This is a genomic window from Bacillus sp. JJ634 (assembly GCF_036962285.1).
Classification (GTDB): domain Bacteria; phylum Bacillota; class Bacilli; order Bacillales; family DSM-1321; genus Peribacillus; species Peribacillus asahii_A.
Genome location: NZ_JBALMU010000229.1, coordinates 1 through 1,865, shown reverse-complemented (window position 1 = coordinate 1,865; position 1,865 = coordinate 1). Strand labels below are relative to the sequence as shown.

3 protein-coding genes (1 of these 3 running past the window's edge) are annotated in these 1,865 nt (G+C 29.5%); 2 read left to right on the top strand and 1 reads right to left on the bottom strand.

Going from position 1 to position 1,865, the window contains the following annotated elements; genetic code table 11:
• Together V7068_RS22340 and V7068_RS22335 are read left to right on the top strand one after the other, a co-directional pair.
• A protein-coding gene (locus V7068_RS22340; protein WP_499714621.1) for a right-handed parallel beta-helix repeat-containing protein crosses the window boundary here: on the top strand, nt 1-16 show its 3' end. The gene continues 1,343 nt to the left of window position 1, outside the view; 16 of the gene's 1,359 nt are visible here — the last part of the coding sequence; its start codon lies beyond the left edge, outside the window; it ends in the stop codon at nt 14-16.
• Between the two features lie 58 nt (nt 17-74).
• Nucleotides 75-773, top strand: coding sequence for a hypothetical protein (locus V7068_RS22335; protein WP_499714616.1), 699 nt, complete (start codon nt 75-77; stop codon nt 771-773).
• A gap of 117 nt (nt 774-890) precedes the next feature.
• Here the strand turns inward: V7068_RS22335 and V7068_RS22330 are convergent.
• Nucleotides 891-1,865, bottom strand: a 975-nt coding sequence (locus tag V7068_RS22330; RefSeq protein WP_499714615.1) for a lipopolysaccharide biosynthesis protein, incomplete at its 5' end; no start/stop codon positions are given.

Below are 1,865 nucleotides of genomic sequence, written 5' to 3'. Positions count from 1 at the left end.
GCAACTCAATATTTAATAACTTAAAAATAAATATACAGACTAGAAATGATAGAACATTAAGTGAAAAGGTTTCCATGGATAATTGTGAATTGAGCAACAGTGTTTTGAATAATCTAGTTTTTGCTACAAAAGATAGAAAGTTAACTATTACTAAATCAAAATTGGTTGATACAATAGTTAAGGTGGGAAATATAAATACCCCAGGTTTCCCTGCTACCATTATTTTAGAGAATTGCAATTTATTTGTGAATACAATCGGCAACCTCTTTTCTACTGATTTTAATCAACCGAGTGGTCTTATTAAATTAAAGAACTGTAATGTTGAGATCTCTAACCCTCTTTTTTCTTTTCTAATTAAGCACGAAAAAACGATTATACCACCCGTTTTCACTTTAATTTTAAAGGATTGCAACTTTAAGTACACAGGTGGTGCTACTCCATTAAAACTAACCTATTATAATAGCATTAGACCTATGATAAGATTTATTTCAGCTGATAATGTGTTTACTAATATGACACTTCCTGCTCCAGATGCAGGGATTTATTTCGATTACGACATTGAACGCGAATATAAACAGAGCATAACACTCCAACCAGACGGTAATGCCTATACGTCTACTATTTCCCATAATTTGAACACTTTAGAACCTTATATATTCTGTGTGTCTAGCTCCACTATAATAAATCCTGTTATCACTATCATTGATGCTAATAGCATATTAGTTAAACATACCCAACAAATCAATATGGATATCACTGTAAAAAAGATTTAGTGAATTTGAGAGGTTATTAGTTTAACCTCTCTTTTTTGTTCACAGAATAAACGTTTTAACAAATGCCTTAATAAAAGAACGTATAAAACAAGAGGACGTTTTTAAAGCCATTACTGATTAATGATTTTCCATTTTATATTGACTATTTTTAATTTTAATTTTCTGTAGTAAACTTCCTGAAATACCAATTATTAGTGATAATAAATACTTAAACTCACTTGTTTTATAGAAAATGATTAAATAAATGATATTTGGCACTATAAAACAAATCATGCCTATTAATAATAGGCCTAAAAACCCCTCTACCTCTATAAAATTACATAAGTAGTTTGTCAAAAAATAAGCTCCTACTCCAATTAATACAAAAAAGATATAAGTTAGATAATATTCATAAAGAGACCTATTGAGAACCTTTTTATAAACTAGGTATGGTGTCGTCCAAAACGGTCCTACAATAGTACTCACAAGGGTTCCGATGAAAACTCCGGCGATACCCATATATTGTACCAATACAATAGAAAGGATAAGATTAATAGCAGCTTGAAAAAGTGGAATATAGCGATCCTCATGAAAAATGCCCGCTGTTGTTTTTATTGTTGTAATGGCATTCCTCATCCCTCTTTCGAAAAAAATCAGCATTACAATGATGAGAGCATTTTGAGCCATTAAAAATTCGGACCCGATCCAAACTGTGATAAATGAATCTAAAATTATTAATAAAAAGATGGAAATAAATGAATATAACCAAAAGTTAAGAAATCTATAAACTTTGAATATGCTGTACACTTTTTCTGAATCTTCTTTTGCTACTAGATTCCCTACACTGTGATAAATATTATTGAAGATTTGATTAAGCAAATTTCTAAAAATTTCAATCAGCATATGATAATTAGAATATAACCCTACTGCTGCCACACTAATAAATGAAGAAATAATGATATTATCCGTTCCATTCACCAAAAAATTACCTGTATTTTGTAAAATAATTGCTTTAACATTTTTTGTGATACCGTTCTTAGTTTCTGGATCTATTTTCTCTATCACCTTATTTTTTAAATAAGGATACATTTTATTTACGACTCTAGCCAATAT